This window comes from Oscillibacter sp., from assembly GCF_032018205.1.
Taxonomy (GTDB): Bacteria; Bacillota; Clostridia; order Oscillospirales; family Oscillospiraceae; genus Oscillibacter.
In genome coordinates this window covers 157,867-181,081 of sequence record NZ_DALZOY010000002.1, presented here as the reverse complement: position 1 = coordinate 181,081, position 23,215 = coordinate 157,867, and the positions used below count along the sequence as shown (strand labels likewise).

The 23,215-nt window shown below is 58.7% G+C and carries 21 protein-coding genes; 19 read left to right on the top strand and 2 right to left on the bottom strand.

The window, feature by feature from the left end:
- Window positions 1-84 precede the first annotated feature (84 nt).
- Complete coding sequence (gene ftcD / locus RTU96_RS02335; RefSeq protein ID WP_312634729.1) at window positions 85-975, top strand: glutamate formimidoyltransferase; 891 nt, start codon at window positions 85-87, stop codon at window positions 973-975.
- Window positions 976-1,139: 164 nt separating this feature from the next.
- Entirely contained in the window at window positions 1,140-2,483 is a 1,344-nt protein-coding gene (gene rpoN / locus RTU96_RS02330; RefSeq protein WP_312634728.1) for an RNA polymerase factor sigma-54, read from the top strand.
- Window positions 2,484-2,570: 87 nt separating this feature from the next.
- Here rpoN and RTU96_RS02325 read toward each other — a convergent pair whose 3' ends face one another.
- Window positions 2,571-3,080, bottom strand: coding sequence for a ferritin (locus RTU96_RS02325; protein ID WP_294855883.1), 510 nt, complete (start codon window positions 3,078-3,080; stop codon window positions 2,571-2,573).
- Between the two features lie 411 nt (window positions 3,081-3,491).
- Between RTU96_RS02325 and RTU96_RS02320 the strand changes: the two genes are divergently transcribed.
- The 7 genes from RTU96_RS02320 to RTU96_RS02290 all read left to right on the top strand — a co-directional run bounded on the left by RTU96_RS02320 (window position 3,492) and on the right by RTU96_RS02290 (window position 8,380).
- A complete protein-coding gene (locus tag RTU96_RS02320; RefSeq protein ID WP_312634727.1) occupies window positions 3,492-4,058 on the top strand; it encodes a DUF3793 family protein in 567 nt (188 codons plus the stop codon).
- Window positions 4,059-4,108: 50 nt separating this feature from the next.
- Window positions 4,109-4,534, top strand: coding sequence for a flavodoxin (locus tag RTU96_RS02315; RefSeq protein WP_312634726.1), 426 nt, complete (start codon window positions 4,109-4,111; stop codon window positions 4,532-4,534).
- Window positions 4,535-4,926: 392 nt separating this feature from the next.
- Entirely contained in the window at window positions 4,927-5,139 is a 213-nt protein-coding gene (locus RTU96_RS02310) for a FeoA family protein (RefSeq protein ID WP_293009453.1), read from the top strand.
- Between the two features lie 11 nt (window positions 5,140-5,150).
- Entirely contained in the window at window positions 5,151-5,372 is a 222-nt protein-coding gene (locus RTU96_RS02305; protein ID WP_312634724.1) for a FeoA family protein, read from the top strand.
- A 189-nt stretch (window positions 5,373-5,561) separates the two neighbouring features.
- Complete coding sequence (gene feoB / locus RTU96_RS02300) at window positions 5,562-7,742, top strand: ferrous iron transport protein B (RefSeq protein ID WP_312634723.1); 2,181 nt, start codon at window positions 5,562-5,564, stop codon at window positions 7,740-7,742.
- A gap of 43 nt (window positions 7,743-7,785) precedes the next feature.
- Entirely contained in the window at window positions 7,786-7,938 is a 153-nt protein-coding gene (locus RTU96_RS02295; protein WP_312279751.1) for a FeoB-associated Cys-rich membrane protein, read from the top strand.
- A gap of 82 nt (window positions 7,939-8,020) precedes the next feature.
- Entirely contained in the window at window positions 8,021-8,380 is a 360-nt protein-coding gene (locus tag RTU96_RS02290; RefSeq protein ID WP_312634721.1) for a MarR family transcriptional regulator, read from the top strand.
- Window positions 8,381-8,530: 150 nt separating this feature from the next.
- Here the strand turns inward: RTU96_RS02290 and RTU96_RS02285 are convergent, their stop codons facing one another.
- Window positions 8,531-10,189 (bottom strand): ribonuclease J, encoded by a 1,659-nt coding sequence (locus RTU96_RS02285; RefSeq protein WP_294855876.1) that lies wholly within the window; start codon window positions 10,187-10,189, stop codon window positions 8,531-8,533.
- A gap of 513 nt (window positions 10,190-10,702) precedes the next feature.
- On the opposite strand from RTU96_RS02285, the gene RTU96_RS02280 reads away from it, so the two are divergent.
- From RTU96_RS02280 to RTU96_RS02235, 10 genes are all read left to right on the top strand, one after another.
- Window positions 10,703-12,688 (top strand): DHH family phosphoesterase, encoded by a 1,986-nt coding sequence (locus RTU96_RS02280; RefSeq protein ID WP_312634719.1) that lies wholly within the window; start codon window positions 10,703-10,705, stop codon window positions 12,686-12,688.
- Between the two features lie 40 nt (window positions 12,689-12,728).
- Window positions 12,729-13,178, top strand: a complete 450-nt coding sequence (gene rplI / locus RTU96_RS02275) for a 50S ribosomal protein L9 (protein ID WP_312634718.1) — start codon at window positions 12,729-12,731, stop codon at window positions 13,176-13,178.
- Window positions 13,179-13,220: 42 nt separating this feature from the next.
- Window positions 13,221-14,573: a replicative DNA helicase gene (gene dnaB / locus RTU96_RS02270; RefSeq protein ID WP_312634717.1), complete on the top strand. Its 1,353-nt coding sequence runs from the start codon at window positions 13,221-13,223 to the stop codon at window positions 14,571-14,573.
- A complete protein-coding gene (tilS, locus tag RTU96_RS02265; protein ID WP_312634716.1) occupies window positions 14,563-15,894 on the top strand; it encodes a tRNA lysidine(34) synthetase TilS in 1,332 nt (443 codons plus the stop codon). The genes dnaB and tilS overlap by 11 nt, the downstream gene beginning before the upstream one ends.
- Window positions 15,891-16,442 carry a hypoxanthine phosphoribosyltransferase gene (hpt, locus tag RTU96_RS02260; RefSeq protein ID WP_293007805.1) on the top strand — a complete coding sequence of 184 codons (552 nt, stop codon included), beginning with the start codon at window positions 15,891-15,893 and terminating at the stop codon, window positions 16,440-16,442. Before tilS ends, hpt begins: the two co-directional genes overlap by 4 nt.
- Before the next feature lie 61 nt (window positions 16,443-16,503).
- Entirely contained in the window at window positions 16,504-18,321 is a 1,818-nt protein-coding gene (gene ftsH / locus RTU96_RS02255) for an ATP-dependent zinc metalloprotease FtsH (RefSeq protein WP_312634834.1), read from the top strand.
- A 430-nt stretch (window positions 18,322-18,751) separates the two neighbouring features.
- Window positions 18,752-19,969, top strand: coding sequence for an ABC transporter substrate-binding protein (locus RTU96_RS02250; protein ID WP_312634715.1), 1,218 nt, complete (start codon window positions 18,752-18,754; stop codon window positions 19,967-19,969).
- Between the two features lie 226 nt (window positions 19,970-20,195).
- Complete coding sequence (locus tag RTU96_RS02245; RefSeq protein WP_293009052.1) at window positions 20,196-21,074, top strand: branched-chain amino acid ABC transporter permease; 879 nt, start codon at window positions 20,196-20,198, stop codon at window positions 21,072-21,074.
- 4 nt (window positions 21,075-21,078) lie between these two features.
- On the top strand, window positions 21,079-22,434 hold the full coding sequence (locus RTU96_RS02240; protein ID WP_312634714.1) for a branched-chain amino acid ABC transporter permease: 1,356 nt from the start codon (window positions 21,079-21,081) through the stop codon (window positions 22,432-22,434).
- Window positions 22,431-23,215, top strand: a 785-nt coding sequence (locus tag RTU96_RS02235) for an ATP-binding cassette domain-containing protein (protein WP_312634713.1), incomplete at its 3' end; no start/stop codon positions are given. The genes RTU96_RS02240 and RTU96_RS02235, both read left to right, overlap by 4 nt.

The following is a 23,215-nucleotide window of genomic DNA, read 5'->3' as shown; positions in this document are numbered from 1 at the left end:
TTGCTATTGTACAAGTGTTATGAAAGAATCGGGGGCGCGGCTGCGTGGCCCCGAAGACCGGGACGGATAAAGGAGTGAAACGCGATGGATCAGATTATGGAGTGCATCCCGAATTTCAGCGAGGGACGGGATTTTGAAAAGGTGGAAAAAATTGCGGGGGCCTTTCGGGCGAAGGAGGCCGTAAAGCTGCTGGATTACAGCACGGATAAGGACCATAACCGCTGCGTGATTACCGCCGTGGGCAGCCCGGAGGCGTTGCGGGACGCAGTGATTGAGGCCGTTGGCATCGCCGTGTCGCTGATTGATTTGACAACGCATGACGGGCAGCATCCCCGCATGGGGGCGGCGGATGTGGTGCCCTTTGTCCCCGTGCGGGGCTGCACGCTGGAGGATGCGGACCGCATCGCCAAGGAAACTGCCGCCGCTGTGGCGGACCGGTATGCTTTGCCGGTGTTTCTCTATGAAAAGTCCGCCTCCGCGCCCCACCGGGAGAATCTGGCCGCCATCCGCAAGGGTCAGTTTGAAGGGATGGCGGAGAAGATGAAAAATCCCCTGTGGCGGCCGGACTTCGGCCCGGATACCGTCCATCCCACGGCGGGCGTGACGGCCATCGGCGCGCGGATGCCTCTGGTGGCCTTCAACATCAATTTGAATACGTCCGATTTGCGCATTGCCGACGAAATCGCCCACCGCATCCGCCACATCAACGGCGGTTTCCGGTTTGTGAAGTCCATGGGCGTGCTGCTGGAGGACCGGAACATTGCTCAGGTTTCCATAAATATGACGGATTATACCAAAACCTCCCTCTATCGCGTGTTTGAGACGGTGAAGATGGAGGCCCGGCGCTGGGGCGTGAGCGTGGTGGGCAGTGAGATTATCGGACTGACGCCCATGGCCGCTTTGGTGGACTGCGCGGAATACTACCTGCGCATAGAGAATTTCCGCATGGACCAGATTTTGGAGACGCGGCTGTAAGGGCACCATAGAGGAAGAAACCAGACGGCTGCCCGCGAAAGCGGGTGGCCGTCAGCTATGTTTTTTACGCGTTCTATATGGCCGTTGCGGCGATTTCTCTTCCCTTTCGACAAAAACTGTGCTAAACTGATAAACAATGACTTCTGCGGAAAGGAGATGGTTGTGTGGTTTTTCAGCAGCGTCTGGAACAGGCGCAAAAGCAAATATTGACGCAGGCCATGTTGCAATCGCTGAATTGTCTTCAAATGCCGTCTTTGGAGCTGCGGGAATTTTTGCATGAAGCGGCGCTCTCCAATCCCCTTCTGGAGGTGGAGGATGCGCCTCACGACGGGCCTCGTCCGGAGACGATGGAAGCGGCCCCTGAGACGGATTTGCCGATTGAGCGGCGGGAGCAGCTTATTTGGGAGGGCGGCGGCGGACTTTCGGATTTTACCTCCTGCCTGACCCGCCCTCAGACCTTTTCAGAATATCTGGACGCCCAATTGGGCCAGTCTGCGCCGCTGGACGGACGGATGCTGGCGCTGAGCCGGTATCTGGTGGGCTGCCTCAACTCCGCCGGATATCTGGACTGCGAGCTTCACGAGCTTGCACAGGAGATGGATGTGACGGAACAGGAGCTGGAGCAGGCGCTTTTTGCGGTGCAGGCGCTGGATCCGCCGGGCGTGGGTGCCCGGAGCCTGTCGGAATGTCTGCTGCTGCAACTGGCGCAGGGCAGGGAATTTACCGAGGTGAATATCCACATGATCCGCTTCGGCCTTCCGCTTTTGGGGGAGGGCGATTATGCGGGCCTTGCAAAGCTTCTGGACGTTTCTCCGGCGGAGGCCCGCCGGGCCGGAGACGTGGTCCGCGCGTTGAACCCCATTCCCTCCCGGGGCTTTTGCTCCGCACGGGGTACGGCGCTGATCGCGCCGGAGGCCGTCATCCGCCGGGCGGGGGACGGGCTGGTGATTGAAATGAACGAGGGCGCGGTTCCACGCGTCTCTTTGAACCGGGAATACTGCGCTTTGGTGGGAGACCCCGGCTGCCAGGAGGCCCAGCTTTATCTGAAGGAAAAGCTGGCCGAGGCCAAAAACCTGTTAAACAATATGGAGAGTCGGCATGAGACGCTGTTTCGCCTGCTGTGTGCGCTGGTGCGGGAGCAGGAGGGCTATTTTCTCCGCCGGGAGGATTTGCTGCCCATGACCATGGAGCAGATGGCCCAGCGCCTGAGTCTGAATGTCTCCACCATCAGCCGGGCGGTGAAGGACAAATACGTCCAGTTTGACGGGCGTATTTTCCCTCTGCGAAAGCTGTTTTCCACCGCCTTGCCCACCGGCGGCTCCGCCGAGGCGGCCCGCAGCCGCCTGCGCCGCTTTGTGGAGGCGGAGGCTCCAGACCGGCCTTTGTCCGACGAGGCGCTGGCGCAGGCGCTGTCCGGGGTGGGATTTTCCCTGTCCCGGCGCACGGTGGCGAAATACCGGGGCGAGCTGTCTATTCCCCCGGCCTCTCAGCGCCGCAAGAGGACATAGTCTCAGGCGGCGCGCGAGACAGCAAAGAATGCCGATAAACAAACAGAGACGGGGCCATTGCCCCGTCTCTAGTTGTTTACTTTGCGGTTACAGCACCAGAGACGGCGGGGCATAAGCCCGGGTCAGCAGCTCGCTGTTAAGCATATACAGGCTGCGGGCTTCGCCGCCATACAGCTCCATCTTGGTAATCTGGTCGCTGGCGTTTTTCTCCTCCTCGCCCTGCTCCTTGATGAACCAGTCCAAAAACTGAATGGTGCGGAAATCGTTCACCTTCTGGGCGGCGGCATAGATGGCGTTGATGAGGGCGGTGACGTATTTCTCGTGCTCCAGACTGACCTTCAGGGGATCAAGCAGGTTGGAAAATGCGTTGTCCGGCTGGTCGATGGACAGCAGCTTCACGGGCTCGTCATTGTTTTGCATGTAGCGGTAAAAGAGCATAGCATGATCCTGCTCCTCCTTCGCCTGAATTTCATACCAGTTGGCGAAGCCATCCAGACCCTTGGCATCAAAGTAGTTGGCGATATCAAGATACAGGTAGGCGGAGTAAAACTCCTTGTTGATTTGGTTGTTCAGCAGCTCAGAAACAGTTTTATCCATTGTAATACCTCCTCGTATAAAGCGGAAAAAATTGACTGTTGGTCACTTTTCAGTATAGCATTGTCGCCCCGAAAGTCAAGGCGTTGAAAGAAATTTGCGCGCCATCTCTTGACAAACCGGCGGGGCCGTGGTATTCTCTCAACATCGGTTAGGATAAGCTAACCGACACTTGAAGGCTGCCTGAGGGCAGCATTTCAAAAAGCAGGAGATTAGTCTAGCCTAACCTACGCTTGCAAACCTACGTCCTGTGGGAGGGTTTTTAGTACCCTTGAAGCCGCTTTTGCGGATGCCCGGCAGAAAAAAGGGAAGGCTATACACGTCATGAGATTTGTTCCATTGACGCGGGAGCCGCCCGCAGGCGGCCCGCATTGACACGGAGCGAACTGCTCCGCAAGACACGGGAGGCAGTTTATGGAGCCACGGTTTGAAACGGCGCTGATTACCCACTGCGCGCCCACTCTGGCGGGGGTGAAGCCCGCCAATCTGTTTCGTTTTCGGAGCGAAAGTCTGGAGCAGCTTCGGTGCGACGCGGCCCGTTGGGACGAGACGCTGAAGCTCTATGGCATTCGCGTTCGGGTTTTAAAGGAATGCCCCTCGCTGGACGCGGGGATGCTTTATGTCTATCGGGAGTCTTGGGTGGCCCGGCTGCTGGAAGAAGAGGGCAGCCGCGCGTTTCTGGAGGGCGAGGGCTATGTCACCTCCGGCGTGCCCGCCATGCTGGACCAGCTTTCCGAGCGTATGTGCATGGAAGCGGAGTATCCCCACGAAATCGGAATCTTTCTGGGCTATCCGCTGGAGGATGTGGTGGGCTTCATTGAGAACCGGGGCTGGAACTATACCTGCTGCGGCTATTGGAAAGCCTATGGTGACCCGGCGGCGGCGCAGAAATGCTTTGACCGGTACCGCAAATGTACAGCAGTGTATAAGGAGCGGTATGCCCGGGGAGTCCCTCTTATTGAGCTTGTGGTGGCTGCATAGCCGCCGCTGGTCATATATTTAATCTATCTGCTGAGAAAGGAAACTGCATCATGAACAAAGTTGCAATCGTTTATTGGAGCGGCACCGGTAATACGGAAAAAATGGCCCAGTGCATTGCGGAGGGCGTCAAGGAAGCGGGCGGCGAGGCCGAGCTGCTTGGCCCCGGCGATTTTTCCACCGCCCGGTTTAAGGAATACGGAGCCGTGGCCTTCGGCTGTCCCGCCATGGGGTCCGAGGTTTTGGAGGAGAGCGAGTTTGACCCCATGTTCACCGCTCTGGAGGGCGATCTCACCGGCAAGCGCATCGCGCTGTTCGGCTCCTACGGCTGGGGCGACGGCCAGTGGATGCGTGACTGGTGCAAGCGCTGCGACAACGCCAACCTCTATGAAGAGGAGGGCCTGGTTGCCAACGAAATGCCTGATGACGCGGGTCAGGAGGCATGCCGCGAGCTGGGCCGTGGGCTTGCCAAGTGGTAATGCGCGGCGCCCTCTGAAATAAAGATACATAGCTTCTGTTTACCTTCTATTTTCCCCGGATGCTGCCCCCGTGCGGTTCAGGCTGACCGCGCGGGGGCGGTTCCGTCTTTTGCAGGATCAGACCATGGTCCATCCTGCGGACGCGTTTCTGAAAAATGGGGTCCCGGCGGGGAGGGTGGACTTGTAAATCTGCACAAAGGAAAGGGGACAGGCCCTTTTTAATCCGTATGAGTTAGCGAAACTAACTTAAAGCTGTCCTGTGCTTGAAAAAGGGGGTTGACAAGGACGGTTAGGGGTAGTAAACTCTAGCTGTAAAGAAGGTAAGTTGCGACTTACCTTTGTATTTGGAGTTGTGGTTAGCAATCGCTAATCCTTGAGAGGGGGGAGAGCCTATGATGCCGCTGACGATGGCGAGAACAGGGGAGACTGTGACGATCCGTAAGATTTCCGGCAAAGACGAGGTGCGCCAGCACTTGGCGGAGTTGGGCTTTGTGGTGGATGAGGATATCACGGTGGTCAGTGAGATTGCCGGGAATTTGATTCTCCAAGTGAAGGACAGCCGCATTGCTCTGGACAAGACAATGGCCAATCGCATTATGATTTGAGGAGGAGAGACATGAGGACACTGAAAGAAGTGAAGGTTGGGGAAAATGCCACCGTGGTAAAGCTCCACGGTGAGGGCGCAACCAAGCGGCGGATCATGGACATGGGCATCACCAAGGGTGTGGAGGTCCACGTGCGGAAGGTAGCCCCCCTGGGAGACCCCATGGAGCTGAATGTGCGGGGCTATGAGCTCAGCCTGCGCAAGGCCGACGCGGAGATGATCGAGGTTCAGTAAGCAGTACATTTTTTCGCGGACAAATTCAAAAAGCCGAATTTTCCGCGAGAGCGAACCGGGCGCGCAGTGCGCGTTTGCTCATTGAAGAAGACTGGGTGCGGCGAGATCCGCTCCCGCAAGGCGGCGGCGGGCCGCCGTTTTCAAGGGCTAAAGGTTAGCTTTTACTAACATTTTTGGAAGGAGAAAACGATGAATATTAAAATTGCACTGGCCGGTAACCCAAACTGCGGTAAAACCACGCTGTTCAACGACTTGACCGGCTCCAACCAGTACGTGGGCAACTGGCCCGGCGTTACCGTGGAGAAGAAGGAGGGCAAGTTGAAGGGCCACAAGGATGTGGTGATTCAGGATTTGCCCGGTATCTATTCCCTGTCCCCCTATACGCTGGAGGAGATGGTGGCCCGGAGCTATCTGGTAGGGGAGAAGCCGGACGCGATTTTGAACATTGTGGACGGCACCAACATCGAGCGCAACCTCTATCTCACCACCCAACTGGTGGAGTTGGGTCTGCCGGTGCTGGTGGCGGTAAATATGATCGATCTGGTGCGGAAAAACGGAGATCAGATTGATTTGCAGAAGCTTGCGGAGGCGCTGCACTGCGAGGTTGTGGAAATGAGCGCGCTGAAGGGCGAGGGCAGTATTTCCGCCGCCGAGAAGGCAATGGCTCTGGGCCAGTCCCGCAAGGCGGGGGAACTGCCCCATGTGTTTACCGGCAGTGTGGAGCATGCCATTGCCCACATCGAAGAATCCATTCAGGGGAAAGTGGACGACCGTTTCCTCCGCTGGTATGCCATCAAGATCTTCGAGCGGGACAACAAGGTTCTCTCCGAGCTGAACATCGATGCCGATTTGAAGGCTCATCTGGAAGAGCACATCACCGACTGTGAAAAAGAGCTGGACGATGACGCGGAGAGCATCATCACCAACCAGCGGTATGCTTACATAAACGGCGTGGTGAATAAGGCTGTGAAGAGGCAGCGGGCCAAGCACGATCTTACCTCCTCCGATAAAATCGACCGTGTTGTCACCAACCGGATTTTGGCCCTGCCCATTTTTGCGGTCATCATGTTCGCGGTGTATTGGGTTGCCATGGGTCCCTTCGGCAGCTTCCTGACGGACTGGACCAACGACGTGCTGGGCGCGGCATGGCTTCAGGAAGGCTCCCGCGTTCTGCTGGAGGGCTGGGGCGTTGCCGAGTGGCTGATCGGCCTGATCTCCGACGGTATCATCGCAGGTGTTGGCGCGGTGCTGGGCTTTGTGCCCCAGATGCTGGTGCTGTTCTTCATGCTGGCCATTTTGGAAGACGTGGGCTATATGGCCCGTATCGCCTTCATCATGGACCGGATTTTCCGGAAGTTTGGCCTGTCCGGCAAGAGCTTCATCCCCATGCTCATCGGCACCGGCTGCGGTGTGCCCGGCGTGATGGCTTCCCGCACCATTGAAAATGAGCGGGACCGGCGCATGACCGTCATGACCACCTGCTTCATCCCCTGCGGAGCAAAAATGCCCATCATCGGCCTGTTCGCCGGCGCGCTGTTTGAAAACAGCGGCCTTGTGGCTGTGTCCGCCTATTTCATCGGTGTGGCCTCCATTGTGATTTCCGGCATCATCCTGAAGAAGACAAAAGGCTTTTCCGGGGACCCGGCGCCCTTCGTCATGGAACTGCCCGCCTATCACGTGCCCGCCATGAACAACGTGCTGCGGGCGACCTGGGAGCGGGGCTGGTCCTTCATCAAGCGGGCGGGCACCATCATCGTGGCCTCGTCCATCGTGCTGTGGTTCCTTCAGGGCTTTGGCTTTACGGACGGCGCGTTCGGCATGGTGGAGGATAACAACGGCTCTCTGCTTGCGGCCATCGGCGGCGCGGTGTGCATTATCTTCGCGCCGCTGGGCTTTGGCGACTGGCAGTCCACCGTGGCCACCGTCACCGGCCTGATTGCCAAGGAGAACGTGGTTTCCACCTTCGGCGTTCTGTTCCACATCGGAGAAGAGGTTGCCGAGGACGACGCGGGCCTCTGGGCCGCCATCGCGGCACACTACACGGTTCTCTCCGCATATAGCTTCATGGTTTTCAACCTGCTGTGCGCCCCCTGCTTTGCCGCTATGGGCGCCATCCGGCGGGAGATGAACAACGCCAAATGGACCGCTGCCGCCATCGGCTATATGTGCGGTTTCGCCTATGTGATGGCCCTGATTATCTATCAGTTGGGCGGACTGCTTCTGGGCGAGGTATCCTTTGGCGCGGGCACCGTGGCTGCGCTTGTGGCGCTGGCGGGTCTGGTGTATCTCCTGTTCCGCAAGAATAAGTACGACGGCAATGTCCTCTCCGTCAGCTCTGTGGACGCGGCGGCCAAGGCCGGCGTCCGGTAATATACACATCTACATTTGACACTTTGAAAGGAGTGGTCTGCACATGAATCTGCCGACAATTATCTTAGGTCTGGTCGTTCTGGCCATCTTTGTGGCCATCGTGGCCCGCGGCGTCCACAACAGGAAAAACGGGAAAGGCGGCTGCTCCTGCGGCAGCGACTGCGGCTCCTGCGGCGGAAGCTGCCACGAGAAATAAACATTCACTTGACATTTGGGGCGCGGGCAGAGCAAACTCCGCCCGCGCCTCCCTGTACCAATTTTGAAACAGGAGGTTTGTAATGGAACGACTGACCCCGGCGCATCGGCGCTATCTTGCGGCAATTTACGACCTGGCTCACGCCATGCCGGATGTCAGCACCGTAGAGCTGGCCAAAGCGCTGCATGTGACCAAGCCCTCTGTCACCCGGATGTCCGCCGTCCTGATGGAAAAGGGATTTCTGGTGCGGAAGCGGTACGGAAAAATCTATCTCACGGACACGGGCTTTCTGGCGGCAAGAGATTTCAAAAAAAAAGCCCTTCAATTGCAGTCCCTGCTGCCAAGGCTGGGTCTTGACCTGACGGAAGGCGAGTGCTTTGAGCTTTCCTGCCTACTGGCAGCCTCGTTGCCCGAGCGGGCGCTGGAGGGGCTTGGGGCCTGATATAAAGGCTTTGCCGGTTGTTTGCCCAGAGCGGCAGCGTCGGGGTTCCGCGTGCCATTCCCGGAAAGGAACGCGTCCGGCACTCCGACTGAAAAACAACGGCAAAAAGCGCCGCCCCGAATGTTCGGGGCGGCGCTCTGTTTATTTTAGTTACAGCTTGGTGACCACGGGAATGATCATGGGGCTGCGCTGGGTGTTTTTAAAGAGGTAATTGCTGACGGCGGACTTCACCGCGCTGCGCAATTCGCCGTCGTCCCGCCCGCGGCTGCGGGGGGCGTTGGTTGCCGCCTCCATGGCGATGTTCTCCAACTCCCGCATCATCTCGTCAGACTCCTTCACGTAAATGAAGCCCCGGGTGACAATCTCCGGCTTGGAGAGAATCTGCCCATCGTGGGAAGAGACGGGGAGAATCACCACCACCATGCCGTCCTCGGCAAGGCGTTTGCGGTCCCGCATGACCACGGCGCCAACGTCGCCCACGCCGGAGCCGTCCACATACACCTCTCCTGAGGGGACAGAGCCGTTGACCTTCATGCTCTTGCCGGTAATTTCAATGACAGCGCCGTTTTGAGCAATGGCAATGTGATTGCGATCCATACCCATGGACTGGGCCAGATTGGAGTGGATTTGCAGCATCCGCTGCTCGCCGTGGACGGGGACGAAGAAACGGGGCTTCGTCAGCGCGTGAACAATCTTCAGCTCCTCCTGACAGGCGTGACCGGAGACGTGAAGCATATCCGCCCGGTCGTAAACCACGTTCACGCCCTTGCGGAACAGCTCGTTAATGACCCGGCCCACCGTCACCTCGTTGCCGGGGATGGCGGAGGCGGAGATAATCACCTTGTCGCCTGCGCCCAGCTCCACCTGACGGTGGGTGGAAAACGCCATGCGGTACAGGGCGCTCATTTCTTCGCCCTGAGAGCCGGTGGTGACGATGACCTGCTTATTTTTGGGCAAGCCCTTGATGCGGTTCAGGTCCAGAAGGGTGTTCTTGGGGACCTTCATATAGCCAAGCTCCGTGGAGACCCGCATCATGTTTTCCATGCTCCGGCCGGTGACCGCTACCTTTCGTCCCGTGGCGGCCGCAGCGTCCAGCACCTGCTGGATGCGGTGAACGTTGGATGCGAAGGTGGTGACGAGAATGCGCTCGTTGCACCCGGTGAACTGGCGAATGAAGGCGGCGCCCACGGTTTTTTCAGACGGGGTGAAGCCGGGCCGCTCCACATTGGTGGAGTCTGCACAAAGGGCAAGCACGCCCTCCTTCCCCAGCGCGCCCAGCCGGGCAAGGTCCATGACCTCGCCGTCAATGGGGGTGGAGTCAATTTTAAAGTCGCCGGTGTGGACCACGGTGCCCATCCGGGTGTGGATGGCAAAGGCCACGGAATCCGCGATGGAGTGGTTCACGTGGATGAACTCCACGTTGAACTTGCCCGCCCGGACGGTTTCGCCCGGCTCCACGGTGATAAGCTTGGTGGACTTTACCAAGCCGTGCTCCTCCAGCTTCAGTTTGATCAGGCCCGCGGTGAGCCGGGTGCAGTAGATGGGAATGTTGATTTGCTTAAGCACGTAAGGGATGGCCCCCACATGGTCCTCGTGTCCGTGGGTGATAAACAGACCCCGGACGCGGGCGCGGTTTTTAATCAGATACGTCACGTCGGGAATCACCAGATCGATGCCGTACATATCGTCTCCCGGAAAGGCCATGCCGCAGTCGACGACGATCATTTCGCCGCCGTACTCGTAAACGGTCATGTTCTTGCCGATTTCGTCCAGCCCCCCGAGAGGAATAATTTTCAGTTTTTCTGCCATAAATTCAGAGAACTCCTTTATATAAAAATAAGTAAAAGTTATGGAGGAATCCCAGGATGTACGGCGGAAAACGTATACCAAAATAGGGCGCGAAAGCCATTTGCATCGCAAAAAGCCGCACCAAATTAAGGACGGTCCAACTTCGTCCGGCCCCGTCTCGCCGGCGGAAGAATGAACTGCGTCCGCGCTGTACCCTGTGAGATTGTCCGTTTATTAAACCGGGATGGGACCGCGGTCCTGCCCAGTGAAATACAAAAACATCAGCGGGCTGCGGCGGCCGCTAGGGGCAAAAAATGCCCGGCTCATCGGCCTGCGCGCAATCTCCCGAATGATACTGTATAGGATAGTATAGCACATGCCCCCGAGTTTGTATACACCTTTTTAAAAAATTGAGGACGGGTCGAAAACAGAAAAAATCTTGCCCGAAAAACAAAGGGGTGGTATACTAATAAAATCTATGGCTTAGGAGCATCGCCGCGCGGGCGGCACCGCTCCGGAGGAGGGCAACCGATTATGAATAAAAAGTTTTCCCGGCTGCTGGAGCCCAATCTAAAACTCTATTTTCTGTGCCTGCTGCTGTTTGCGGCGGTGACCGTTCCGGTTCAGCCATTGCTGGCGGCGGCGGAGGGCGCGGTCACGGTGGGAATGTATCTTTTTTTCCGTTCCAGCACGCAGAAACGCAAGCAGGGGATTTTGCAGTATATCAACAGCCTGACCGGCAGCGTGGACGCCGCCAGCAAATCCACCCTGATTAACTCGCCCCTGCCCATCATGGTGTTTCGCCCGGATACCGGCGAAATCATATGGAGCAACGAGGATTTTTTGCAGCTTGTTGGCGTGCGGGAGCATCTGTTTGAAATTAAGGTGGAAGACACGGTGCCGGGGATGCCGGTTGCGTGGCTGCTGGAGGGGAAGCAAGAGTGCCCCGACCGGGTGGTGATGAACAACCGCCGCTTCCGGGTGTATGGCAGTCTTGTCCGGGCGAAGGACCGGGACGGAACCCAGAATCTGGTGGCCACCACCTACTGGGTGGATACCACGGAATACGACGCCATGCGGGAGAAGTTTGAGCTGTCCCGTCCCGTGGTGGCGCTTTTGAATGTGGACAATTACGAGGAACTGATGAAGGTCAGCGGCGAGGCCCAGCGCAGCGCCATTCAGGCCCAGATTGATGAAAAACTGACGGCGTGGGCGGTGGACACGGGGCTTTTGGTGAAAACCAACCGGGACCGCTACCTTCTTTTGACGGAGGAAAAAGACTATGCCCCCCTGGTAGCGGAGAAGTTTTCCGTGCTGGATTCCATGCGGGAAATTGGCGGCGAGGGGTCCCATCCCACGCTGTCTATCGGCGTGGGCCGGGAGGCCGATGGGGTGGCGGAGCTTTATAAAAATGCGTCGTTGTCGCTGGAGATGGCGCTGAGCCGGGGCGGCGATCAGGCGGTGGTTCGGGGCAAGTTGGATTTTGAGTTTTACGGCGGACGGACTAAAAGTCCCGAAAAGCGCACGAAAGTGAAGTCCCGGGTCATGGCAAACGCCTTGGGCGAGCTGATGAGCGACGCGCGGCAGGTTTATATCATGGGGCACTCCTTTGCCGATATGGACGCGGTGGGTGCGGCAACGGGCCTTTGCTGCGCGGCGCGGAAGCTGGGAAAGCACCCTCAGGTGGTCATCGACCTGAACCACAACGCGGCGGAGGCCGTGCTGGAAAAGCTGCGGGGGCGGGCGGAGTATGCCGGTGTGTTTGTCAGCGGCAGCGAGGCTCTTTTGCGGATGCAGCCGGGGGCATTGCTCATCGTGGTGGATACCAACCGGCCGGACTTTGTGGAAAGCCCCGCCGTGCTGGAGTCCTGCAACCGGGTGGCGGTCATCGACCACCACCGCCGTGCCGCCAGCTACATTGAAAATGCCGCGCTGAATTTCCACGAACCGTATGCCTCCTCCGCCTCCGAGCTGGTGACGGAGCTTTTGCAGTATCTGGTGGAGCCCAGCGACCTCCTTCCCGAGGAGGCAGAGGCGCTCCTTGCCGGCATTGTGCTGGATACAAAGCATTTCACCATGCGCACCGGCGGACGGACCTTTGAGGCAGCGGCCTTCCTGCGCCGGGCCGGGGCGGACACCAGCGCGGTGCAGCGCCTGTTCCAGAACGATTTGACGGAGATGGTTTCCCGCTATGACATTATCCGTCAGGCGGAGCTGTACCGGGACGACATCGCCGTGGCCACCGTGACGGAGGACGGCGTGGAACGGGTGGCGGCGGCGCAGGCCGCAGATGAACTGCTGACGCTCAAGGGCGTGCAGGCATCCTTCGTGATCTACCGGGACGGTGAGAGCGTTTTGATGTCCGCCCGGTCTTTGGGGGATATCAACGTGCAGGTGGTTCTGGAGACGCTGGGCGGCGGAGGAAACTCCACCACCGCAGGCGGACGGGTGGAGGACAGCGACCCCGAAACCGTCCGGGAAAAGCTGCTGGAGGCCGTGGACGAGTATCTGAAAAAATAAAAGATCCCACGCAGGATCGGACAAATAAGGAGAGATACCGATGAAAGTGATTTTGATGCAGGATGTGAAGGGTCAGGGAAAGAAGGGCCAGATGGTGGAGGTTTCCGAGGGTTACGCCCGGAATTTTTTGCTGCCCCGCAAGCTGGCCACTGCCGCCACGGCGGACGCGGTGAACACCATGAACATGAAGGAAAAGGCCCGCAAGGCCGAGGAGGCCCGCCAGAAGGCCGAGGCCGAGGCCACGGCGGAAAAGCTGAAGGAGAGCCCTGTCAAGGTCACCGCCAAGGCCGGGACCGGCGGGCGGCTGTTCGGCGCCATCACCACCAAGGAGATTTCCGAGGAACTGCAAAAGCAGCACGGCGTGGACATCCCCAAGCAGAAGCTGGCGCTGGAGGACCCCATCAAGGCCTTTGGCAACTACGAGGTCCGGGCTAAGCTGGGCTTTGAGGTGAGCGGCACCGTGTATGTGTCCGTCTACGAGGAGAAGTAACCGTCACCATGCATCCAATAACACGCCCGGAGGTGATTTTTCGTGGCAATTGAAGATTTGCTTCTGCGCCAGACGCCCCACTCTTTAGAGGGGGAGCAGGCGGTGCTGGGCTCCGTCCTCATCGACCCGGATTGTGTGAAGGAGGTCGTGGACAAGCTGCGGCCTGAGGATTTTTACCTGCGTCAGAACCGGGAGATTTTTGAAACCATCTGCTCCATGTTTACCTACGCGAAGCCCATCGACGGGATCACGGTGGCGGAGGAGATGCAGAAAAACGGCACCTATGACGAGAACACCACCCGGGCCTATCTTGCCCAGTTGATTGAGATTACTCCCACGGCGGCAAACGTGCTGGAATACGCCTCCATTGTCCGGGATAAGGCCCTTCTGCGGGCGGTGGCTCAGGCTGCCTCGGAGATTACCGCCATGGTGCAGGAGGGCGGCGGCGAGGCCGCCGAAACGCTGGAAGCGGCGGAGCAGCGGATTTTCGCCATCCGCCGGGGACAGGGTGCGCAGGGCATGACCCCCGTCCGGCAGGTTTTGCCGGATGTGCTGGACCGGCTCAGCGAGATGAGCGAGTCCGACTCGGGCATGCCGGGCCTTTCCACGGGCCTTTCCATGCTGGATACAAAAATCACGGGCCTGAACAAGTCGGATTTGATTCTGCTGGCGGCCCGGCCCGGCATGGGCAAGACCTCCATGGCCCTGAACATGGCCCTGAACGTGGCCAAGGGGACGGACCGGTCCGTGGCCGTCTTCTCCCTAGAAATGTCTAAGGAGCAGCTTGTTTTGCGTCTCCTCTCCTCCGAGGCGCTGGTGGAGAGCAATAAGCTGCGCACCGGCTCCCTGCGGGAGACGGACTGGGAGAGAATTGCGGACGCCGCCACGGTGCTCAATCGGGTGGATATCCGTATCGACGACAATCCGCTTTTGTCCGTGGCGGACATGAATGCAAAATGCCGCAGGCTTGACAATCTGGGTCTGGTGGTCATCGACTATTTGCAGTTGATGACCTCCGCCGGGGGGAAAAGCAAGGGCGGAGAGAACCGTCAGCAGGTGGTTTCCGACATCTCCCGTACGTTGAAAATTATGGCCAAGGAACTGGATGTGCCGGTGATTTGCCTGAGCCAGCTAAGCCGTGCCAACGAGAAGCGGGACGACAAGCGCCCCATGCTCTCCGACCTCCGGGAATCCGGCGCCATCGAGCAGGACGCAGACATCGTGCTTTTTCTCTACCGGGACGACTACTATAACGAGGACTCCGAAAAGCGCAACATTGCCGAGTGCATCGTGGCGAAAAACCGCCACGGCGAAACGGGAAAGGTGGAGTTGAAGTGGGTGCCGGAGTATACCATGTTCGGCACGCTGGAGACGCGGTACGACGATGAGGACTGAACTGCCCTCCGCCGAAAAATTTATGACGGCGCATTTTTTCGCCGGGACGGAGCTGCTGTGCGCCGTGTCGGGGGGGCTGGACTCCATGTGTCTGCTGGACTTTGTCCTCCGCTGGGCGGAGGGACGGAATATTTCTGTCTCCGCGGCTCATTTTCACCACGGGCTGCGGGGCGCTTCGGCGGACCGGGACGAGGCCTTCGTCCGGGACTATTGTGCCCAGAGGGGCATTCCCTTTGTCTCCGACCGGGGCGACGCCCGGGCGCTGGCGGAGGAAGAGGGCCTTTCTCTGGAGGAAGCCGCCCGGCGGCTGCGGTATGCCTTTTTGGAGGAAGTCGTCGCCAAGCGGCACGGCGCCGCCATTCTCACCGCCCACCATGCCGACGACAACGCGGAGACCATGCTGTTAAACCTTTGCCGGGGCACCGGCTCCGCCGGGCTGGGGATTCCCGCCGTGCGGGGAAATATCTACCGTCCGTTTTTGGAGCTGACCCGGAATCAGCTTGCGAATTACGCTGCCGCCCGGGGCCTACCCCATGTGGAGGACGAGACGAACGACGAGGACGACGCGACCCGGAATTTGCTTCGGCACAGGGTTTTGCCGGTTCTGCGGGAAATTAACCCCAAAGCGGCGCAAAATATGGCTCGCTCTGCCGCACTTCTGGCGGCGGAGGATGCGCTGTTGGATGAGCTTGCGGCAAAGCTGCTGGAAAAGACCGAGCTGTCCGAGGACCGCGCGGTTTTACCGTGGGAAGTCCTGCGCTCCGCGCCGGAGGCCCTTCGCGGCAGGATGGTGCTGGGGCTGATGGAAACAGTCTGCGGACGGCGGAGGGATTTGTCCGCGGCCCACGCGGGGGCCGTACTGTCATTGGGAAAGGGCAGGGAGTGTTCTTTGCCCTACGGGCTGCTGGCCCGCAACACCGGGGAAACGTTGGAACTTTTCAAAGCGACCCCCATGCCACGGTCCGTGGCGCTTTTTCCAGGACAGATTGTGGAATTTGGCAAATGGCGCGTGCTGCTGGGGGGCGAGGGCCCGCCGGGGAACGTTTCCTATCGGCTGCGCGTACCGGGGCCGCTGGAGGTGACACTCTGGCGCAGCGGGGACCGCATGAATCTGCCGGGAAGCCGGGGCGCGCGGACGTTGAAGCGGCTGTTTGCCGACGCGGGGATTTCCCCAGATACGCGGGACCGTTTGCCGGTGCTGCGGACGGGAGAGCGGCCTGTGGCCGCGCCGTATCTTGGCGTGGATTTGGAATTTTCCGCCGGAGCGTCCGGCGATTGGGTGACATTTTATTCAGAAGACATAGAGGGAGAGACAATATGAGAAGTGAGATGGAAAACGACATCCTCAAAATTCTGGTGACGGAGGAGCAGATTCAAACCCGTATTGCGGAGCTGGGCGAAGAGCTGTATAAGGAATTTGAGGGGAAGAATCCGCTGTTTCTGGGCGTGTTAAAGGGATGCTTTCTGTTTATGGCGGATCTGGTGCGGGCCTGTCAGGTGAAAAGTGACGTGGAGTATATCGCCGTCAGCTCCTATGAAAACGCCACCAGTTCCTCCGGCCGGGTGAAGATTGTCCACGACATTCAGCAGGACATCACGGACCGGCACGTCATCGTGGTGGAGGATATTCTGGACTCCGGCAACACCCTCGCGTTTCTCAGCGAGTATTTCAAAACCCGGGGTGCCGCCTCCATCACCATCGTAACGCTGCTGGATAAGCCTTCCCGCAGGACCAAGGCCGTCAACGCCGATTATGTCGGCTTTGTGGTGCCGGATGAGTTTGTGGTGGGCTACGGACTGGACTATTGCCAGCAGTATCGGAATGTCCCCTATATCGGTGTGCTGAAGCCGGAGGTTTATTCCCGCTAAACGGGCGATTGGCCCGCAAAGGAGTGAGGACCCGTTGAAAAATTCAAAAGCCACAAACGCGATGACCTTTGTCTTCCTGGCGGTGGTGATGCTGCTGTGCGCCATGTATCTGTGGCGCAGCAGCTCTGCCGCGGAGCCGCTGGAGTATTCCGAGGTGGTGCGCCTTATCAAGCAGGAGAAGGTGGAGAGTCTTGACATCTTCAACAATACGTTGACGCTGCATCTGCGTACGCAGATCAACGGCAGCACCACCGCAGTCCACGAGCTGTATGATTTTGAGCTGTTTTACAGCGATTTGAACGACCTGATTCAGGAGCAGGCCGCCAAGGGCATCATCACCTCCTACAACTACCGCGCGGACCATTCCACCAACTGGCTGGCGATTCTGCTGCCCTATGTGGTGGCGGCGCTGCTGCTGGGCGGCATGTGGTATCTCATGTCCCTTCGTTCCGGCGGAGCGGGCGGTCCGGACCGGATGAACCGCTTTAGCGAAGCCCGGACGCACGCGCTTTCCGAGCGGGACAAGTCCATCACCTTTGCGGATGTGGCGGGGGCTGACGAAGAGAAGGAAGAGCTGCGGGAGATTGTGGAGTTTTTAAAGGACCCGCAGAAGTACACCGAGTTGGGCGCGCGGATTCCCAAGGGCGTGCTGCTGGTGGGCCCTCCGGGCACCGGCAAGACCCTGCTTGCAAAGGCCGTGGCGGGAGAGGCCGGGGTGGGCTTTTTGTCTATCTCAGGATCGGACTTTGTGGAGCTTTACGTGGGCGTGGGCGCGTCCCGGGTGCGGGATCTGTTTAAAGAAGCGGTAAAGACCACGCCCTGCATCGTGTTTATCGACGAAATTGATGCGGTGGGACGCCAGAGAGGCACGGGCGTGGGCGGCGGACACGACGAGCGGGAGCAGACCTTGAATCAGCTTCTGGTGGAGATGGACGGCTTTTCCGCCAACGAAGGGGTGGTGGTGTTGGCCGCCACCAACCGGGTGGATGTGCTGGACCCGGCCCTGCTGCGTCCCGGCCGGTTTGACCGGCAGGTGTTTGTGGGGCTTCCCGACATTCGCGGGCGGGAAGAAATCCTCAAGGTACACACCCGGGGAAAGCCCTTGTCTGAGGATGTTGATTTGAGTGAGGTGGCTAAGGGAACCCCCGGCTTCACCGGGGCAGATCTTGAAAACCTCACCAACGAGGGGGCGTTGCTGGCGGCCCGGCGGAACCAGAAGTTCATCACCATGGCGGATTTGAAGGAGGCGGAGATCAAGGTCATCGCCGGGCCGGAGAAGAAAAGCCGGGTGATTCCCGAGCACGAGCGCCGGCTCACCGCCTTCCACGAGGCGGGCCACGCCATCGTGATGCACGCGCTGCCCAGCCACGATCCTGTGAACCAGATCTCCATTGTGCCTCGGGGGCAGGCGGGCGGCATGACCATTTCTTTGCCGCAGGAGGACCGCTCCTATATGTCCAAGCGGTATTTGGAAGAGCAGATTGTGGCCCTTCTCGGGGGCCGCGCCGCCGAAAGTCTGGTGCTGGGGGATATCTCCACAGGCGCGGGCAACGATATTCAACGGGCCACCCGCATCGCCCACAAAATGGTGGCCACCTACGGTATGAGCGAAAAGCTTGGCACCGTCTCCTTTGAATCCGGCCACGACGAGGTGTTTCTGGGCCGGGCCATGGGTCAGGGCCGCAGCTATTCCGAGCAGATCGCCGCCCAGATCGACGAGGAGGTGCGCCGCATTGTGACTGCCGCCTACGATCGTTGCGAAATGATTCTGCGGGAGCGACGCTCCCAGCTCGACTCGGTGGCAAACTTCCTACTGGCCAACGAGACAATGACGCGGCAGGAGTTTTTAACCGTGGTGGAGGCCTCAGCTCGGGCGTAAGTGCATCATAGAAGTCCCCGCCGTTCGTCCAGCGGCGGGGACTTTTTTGAGAACCGTTCCCGCGCCCGCACCGGACCCCCGGTGCTTTGGAGAGTGCGTATTTTGCCAAAAGAGTGAAAAGCGGAACAAAATCTGCCCTGAGACGTAAGAGTACGTAATTATTTTTTGCTTCCTTCGGCGAAATCACGAAAATGATTGTCTTTGTATCAAGGACAGTCTTTAGGAATTTTTTCTGCAATAGCTACATATGTCTTTTGGGTGGGGACAAATCATGAAAAGATTTTTGGGAAATTTTGGGAAAGGGAACGGATTTAAAGCACTGCACTGTATATAATTCTACTTGAAAAACCGGGAGAAATTCCGTAAAATACTTCCTATGCAAAGAGAATTGGAAAACGGTTCTCTTTTATTGACGACAGGAGGAAAGAACATGAAAAAGTTTCTTGCGCTTGCCATGGCTCTTGCCATGACCTTCTCTCTCGCCGCCTGCGGCGGGGATACCGGCGGCAGTGCATCCGGCGACGGCGGCAGCGCGTCCGGCGGCAGCAATCCCGTGCTGAAGGTGGGCGTGTTTGAGCCTGCGTCCGGCGACAACGGCGCGGGCGGCAAGCAGGAGGTGCTGGGCATCCAGTATGCCAATCAGGTGGTTCCTACCGTGGAGATCGGCGGCCAGACTTACGACGTGAAGCTGGAAATCGTGGATAACCAGTCCACCACCGACAAGGCCATCACCGCCGCTCAGACGCTGGTGAACGCGGGCGTGTCCGTGGTGCTGGGCTCCTATGGCTCCGGCGTATCCATTGCCGCCGCGCCCACCTTTGAGCAGGCGAAGATTCCCGCCATCGGCGTGTCCTGCACCAACCCCGCCGTGACGGAGCTGAACCCGTACTACTTCCGGGTCTGCTTCTTGGACCCCTTCCAGGGCAGTGTCATGGCAAATTTTGTCTCCGAGGAGTTCGGCGCGAAAAAGGCCTATGTCCTGACCATGCTGGGCGAGGACTACGGTTCCGGCCTCGGCACCTACTTCAAGCAGGCATTTGAGGGTCTGGGCGGCGAGGTGAAAGCCGAGAGCTTCCCCGAGGGCACCTCTGACTTCTCCGCTTACATCCAGAACGCCGTGACTTATGGCGCGGACGTGATTTTTGCCCCCTCTTCCACCACCTATGCCGCCCTGATCGTGGGTCAGGCCGCCAAGGCCGGTGTCAGCATTCCCATCACCGCCGGAGATACGTGGGAGAACTCCGCGATTCTCGCCGCCCAGAAGGGGACCGATCAGAAGGTTTACTGCTCCACCTTCTTCGACGAGAACGACGATGCAGGTCCTGCTGCCGCATTTGTCAAGGGCTTTAAGGAGTTTTTGAACGCCGATGCGCAGAACCTGACCAATAACGGCGGAAACGACATCGTGGCGGCTGTCTCCGCGTTGGGCTATGATGCGTACATGACTGCCATCGAGGCCATCAATTTGGCCCAGTCCACCGAGGGCGAAGCCATTCAGGCGGCTTTGTTCAATGTGGACATCGATGCCGTCACCGGTCACATCACCATCAATTCCGAAACAGGCGACGCCAACAAGACCGAGGCTTACATCAAGCAGGCCACCGATGGCGCGTTTACCTTCGTGAAGCGTCAGTCCGTGGAGGGCTGATTCGAAGGTCTGCCCCAAAACCGTAGGACCCATGGCGCGGGCGGGGAGCCACCCCGCCCGCGCTTTTCAGGATGAAGCGATTCTGGCTTGCATCGAGCCGGAAGCCGAAGGGTTCGATGCAGAACAGAAGCAGGCTCACACCGCGGGCAAGGCCCGCATCGCAGAAAACGGTTTAACGGGAAGCCCGTGCCCTTGCGCGGGACACAATGAAAACGGAGGGAATCCCATGCTAGAACAAATCCTGCCCTATCTGCTGGCAGGCGTCTCCGTGGGTGGGCAGTATGCCCTGATTGCCATTGGATACACAATGGTATACGGTATTTTACGTCTGATTAACTTTGCACACGGCGATATTTTTACGGTGTCCGGCTTTGTAATGGTCTACGCCGCAGCCACCATGCCTCTAACTCTATCTATCCCACTGACCATCGTTTTGACGGTGGCGTTGGCGGTGTTGGTGGAAAAGGTGGCCTATCGCCCCCTGCGCACCGCCCCCCGGATGTCCGTCATGATTTCGGCCATCGGCATGAGCTATCTGCTGCAAAACGCCATGTGGTATCTCACCGGTGGTCTTCCCAAGCAATATCCGGTGCTGCCTTGGATCAGCGACAGCGTAAATGTGGCGGGCAGCTCCACCAGCCGGGTCACCGTCGTCACTCCGTTTTTGGTGGTGGTGCTGGTGGCGGGTCTGGTGCTGCTCATCAAACGAACCAAAATCGGCATGGCCATGCGAGCCGCGTCCCGGGACTTTGAAACGGCCCAGCTCATGGGCATCAAAATCAACAATGTCATCAGCTTCACCTTTGTGGTGGGGTCCTTTCTGGCGGCTGTGGGCTCCATGCTGTACTTTTCCAATTACGCCACTGTCACGCCCACCATCGGCGCGATGCCGGGGCTGAAGGCTTTCGTGGCCGCCGTGTTCGGCGGCATCGGGTCTATTCCCGGCGCGGTGATTGGCGGCTTCATCATCGGCATCTGCGAGAGCCTCATCAAAGGCGCGGGCCTGACCACGTTTTCCGACGCGTTCACTTTTGCTCTGCTGATTGTGATTCTTGCGGTGAAGCCCACCGGCCTCTTCGGAGAGAATTTGACGGAGAAGGTGTGACGGAATGATCAAGAAAAAAGACCATAGAAAGACTTGGATTGCGCTGCTCATTGCCGCCGCCGTGCTGGTGGCGGTGGTGATCCTTGACAATCTGCCGTCCAAGGTGGTTCCGTCCATGCTGCTGACGGTGCTGCAAAAGGGGGCGATTTATGCGCTGGTGGCTGTGTCCATGAACCTTTTAAACGGCTTTACGGGCCTCTTTTCCCTTGGACAGGCGGGCTTTATGCTGCTGGGGGCCTACACTTACGCCGTTCTCACCGTCCCCGTGGCGCGGCAGGCCAGCGTTTATCAGCGGTATCCCAGCGGGGGCCTTGGCTTCTCCGTAACAGAGAGTTTGGGCAGCTCTATGGGCCAGTTTGGCGTGTTTTTGGGCGTGGTGCTCTGCCTGATTCTGGCGGGGTGTGTGGCGGCTCTGTTCGCATGGTTTATCGGATTGCCGGTTTTGAAACTGAAGAGCGACTATCTGGCCATTGCCACGCTGGGCTTTGCGGAAATTATCCGCTCTGTGGTGCAGTATGAAGGTCTTGGCCCCGTCACCAACGGCTCCAACCTGCTGTATGGGTTTACCGGCTTCTCCGACTTCCACTTGGGCGAGTTGAAGCTCACCACGATGATGCCCTTCCTGTTCGCGGGGGCGTGCATTCTGGTTGTGGTGCTGCTGATTAACTCCACCTACGGTCGGGCCTTTAAGGCGATCCGGGACGATGAAGTGGCCGCCGAGGCAATGGGCATCAATCTGGCCAGCCACAAGCGGATGAGCTTTGTCATCAGTTCCTTTTTCGCCGGAATTTCCGGCGCTATGCTGGCCATGTTTCAGGCCAGCGTGCAGGCCACGGCTTTCAAGGCGGCCATGACCTACGAAATTCTCCTGATTGTGGTGATCGGGGGAATCGGGTCCGTCACCGGGTCCGTGCTGGGCTCGTTTCTGTTCGTGGGCTGCTCGGAGTGGTGGCTGCGGTTTTTGGATAACGAAACGGTTTTGAAAAATTTCAGCGCTAAGGTGCAGCTTTGCGCCCTGCTGGCGGCTTTGATTGCCGTGGTTGTGGTGTTGGGTCTGCTGCGGCTGAAGCGCAGCGGCAGAAAGCTCATCTCCCGCTCCGGGGAACGGATCGCAGTGGCTTGGGGGCCGGTGCTGGGGCTTGTCCTGGCGGCTTTGGCGCTGGGCTGGGACGTGTGGTTCCTGCTTAGTTCCAATTTGAAACTGCCGCTGCTGCGCTCCGGCTTCCGCATGGTGGTGTTCTCCGTGGTCATCATGATTGTGGTGCTGTTCTTCCGGAAGGGTATCATGGGCGATCAGGAGCTGTGGGACCTGAGAAGAAAAAGACGCTCCGCAAAAGCAAAGGCAGGTGCGGGTAAATGAGAGAAAATGTACTGCGCGTGGAAAACGCCACCATGCAGTTCGGCGGCGTGGTGGCTGTGGACAATTTGAATCTGGAAATCAACAAGGGGGAGATCGTTTCCCTCATCGGACCCAACGGTGCGGGAAAGACCACCGCCTTCAACGTCATTACCGGAGTATATGCTCCCAGTAATGGGCTGGTGGAGTTTTGCGGGGAAACCATCGTGCGCAACCACCCTCAGGGAAAGATGAAAAAGCTTTACAAAGGGCAGAATCCGGAGCTGTATACCGCCGCGTTCCGCCTCTCTGGTACGGGAGCGACGCCGGAGGAGTGGGATGCCATAAAAGAGTCCGAGCGGGAACGCGACCCCGCGGCCTTTACCGACAAGGTTTTGGCGCCAACCCCGGACCGTATCACCAAATTGGGCATGGCCCGGACGTTTCAGAACATCCGGCTGTGGAAATCCCAGACGGTGTTTGACAACATTTTAATTGCGAAGCACCTGCGGCGCACCTCCAATTTGCTTTCTGCCACCTTCCGGATGAATCGGCGGGAAGAGGAGGCCCAGCGGGCAGACGTCGAACGGCTGCTGGATATTGTGGGCCTTGGCGGACTGCGGGACGAGCTGGCAACCTCCCTGCCCTATGGTAAGCAGCGTCGGCTGGAGATTGCCCGGGCGCTGGCAACCGAGCCGAAACTGCTGCTGCTGGATGAACCGGCGGCGGGCATGAACCCTCAGGAGACGAACGATTTGACGGAGTTCATCAGCCGTATTCGTTCCGAGCTGGGGCTGACGGTGTT

Excerpts from the sequence above, each read along its gene's own strand:
- ftcD (WP_312634729.1), top strand. The coding sequence starts at position 85 with ATGGATCAGATTATGGAGTGCATCCCGAATTTCAGCGAGGGACGGGAT.
- RTU96_RS02325 (WP_294855883.1), bottom strand. The coding sequence starts at position 3,080 with ATGGATAAAACTGTTTCTGAGCTGCTGAACAACCAAATCAACAAGGAG.
- RTU96_RS02320 (WP_312634727.1), top strand. The coding sequence starts at position 3,492 with ATGGAGCCACGGTTTGAAACGGCGCTGATTACCCACTGCGCGCCCACT.
- RTU96_RS02315 (WP_312634726.1), top strand. The coding sequence starts at position 4,109 with ATGAACAAAGTTGCAATCGTTTATTGGAGCGGCACCGGTAATACGGAA.
- RTU96_RS02310 (WP_293009453.1), top strand. The coding sequence starts at position 4,927 with ATGATGCCGCTGACGATGGCGAGAACAGGGGAGACTGTGACGATCCGT.
- RTU96_RS02305 (WP_312634724.1), top strand. The coding sequence starts at position 5,151 with ATGAGGACACTGAAAGAAGTGAAGGTTGGGGAAAATGCCACCGTGGTA.
- feoB (WP_312634723.1), top strand. The coding sequence starts at position 5,562 with ATGAATATTAAAATTGCACTGGCCGGTAACCCAAACTGCGGTAAAACC.
- RTU96_RS02295 (WP_312279751.1), top strand. The coding sequence starts at position 7,786 with ATGAATCTGCCGACAATTATCTTAGGTCTGGTCGTTCTGGCCATCTTT.
- RTU96_RS02290 (WP_312634721.1), top strand. The coding sequence starts at position 8,021 with ATGGAACGACTGACCCCGGCGCATCGGCGCTATCTTGCGGCAATTTAC.
- RTU96_RS02285 (WP_294855876.1), bottom strand. The coding sequence starts at position 10,189 with ATGGCAGAAAAACTGAAAATTATTCCTCTCGGGGGGCTGGACGAAATC.
- RTU96_RS02280 (WP_312634719.1), top strand. The coding sequence starts at position 10,703 with ATGAATAAAAAGTTTTCCCGGCTGCTGGAGCCCAATCTAAAACTCTAT.
- rplI (WP_312634718.1), top strand. The coding sequence starts at position 12,729 with ATGAAAGTGATTTTGATGCAGGATGTGAAGGGTCAGGGAAAGAAGGGC.
- tilS (WP_312634716.1), top strand. The coding sequence starts at position 14,563 with ATGAGGACTGAACTGCCCTCCGCCGAAAAATTTATGACGGCGCATTTT.
- hpt (WP_293007805.1), top strand. The coding sequence starts at position 15,891 with ATGAGAAGTGAGATGGAAAACGACATCCTCAAAATTCTGGTGACGGAG.
- ftsH (WP_312634834.1), top strand. The coding sequence starts at position 16,504 with ATGACCTTTGTCTTCCTGGCGGTGGTGATGCTGCTGTGCGCCATGTAT.
- RTU96_RS02250 (WP_312634715.1), top strand. The coding sequence starts at position 18,752 with ATGAAAAAGTTTCTTGCGCTTGCCATGGCTCTTGCCATGACCTTCTCT.
- RTU96_RS02245 (WP_293009052.1), top strand. The coding sequence starts at position 20,196 with ATGCTAGAACAAATCCTGCCCTATCTGCTGGCAGGCGTCTCCGTGGGT.
- RTU96_RS02240 (WP_312634714.1), top strand. The coding sequence starts at position 21,079 with ATGATCAAGAAAAAAGACCATAGAAAGACTTGGATTGCGCTGCTCATT.